Consider the following 492-nt stretch of genomic DNA (forward strand, 5'->3'; position numbering starts at 1 on the left):
GCTGAGGATGACGGCGACGGGGCGATCGAAGTCGATCAGTTCCCGGGTGTCCGGGTGGGTGCGGACGTCTTCGGGGTCGCGTACGTCGGCCCGGACGACCCGGGTCCGGTCGTTCTGCTCCAGTAGCGCGCAGCCGTGGACCAGCACCTGGGGGTCGTTGTCGACGTACACGATCCGGGACTCCGGGGCGTGCCGCTGCGCGACCTGGTGGACGTTGTCCGCGGTCGGCAGACCGCTTCCCAGGTCGATGAACTGCCTTATGGCGGTGGTCGTCACGATTTCCTTGATCGCCCGTGTCAGGGCGGCGCGGTTGGCGAAGGCGATGGCCACCGAGCCGGGCAGGTCGCGGAGGAAGACGTCGCCGACCTCCCGGTCCACCGCGTAGTTGTCCTTGCCGCCGAGCAGGTAGTCGTAGACGCGGGCGATGCTCGGCTTGGTGCAGTCGATGGAGGGGCCTTCAACCGTCATGCCGGCCATTTTCTCCCGTGAGGC

General features: G+C 68.1%; 1 protein-coding gene. It reads right to left on the bottom strand.

Annotation, left to right across the window (positions count from 1 at the left end; all coding sequences use genetic code 11):
• Positions 1–468, bottom strand: a 468-nt coding sequence (locus LPA54_RS36955) for an SAM-dependent methyltransferase (RefSeq protein WP_228984855.1), incomplete at its 3' end; no start/stop codon positions are given.
• Positions 469–492: the final 24 nt, after the last annotated feature.

Origin of the sequence: Streptomyces sp. DH12 (assembly GCF_020873895.1) — a bacterium.
In the GTDB taxonomy this organism is placed as follows: domain Bacteria; phylum Actinomycetota; class Actinomycetes; order Streptomycetales; family Streptomycetaceae; genus Streptomyces.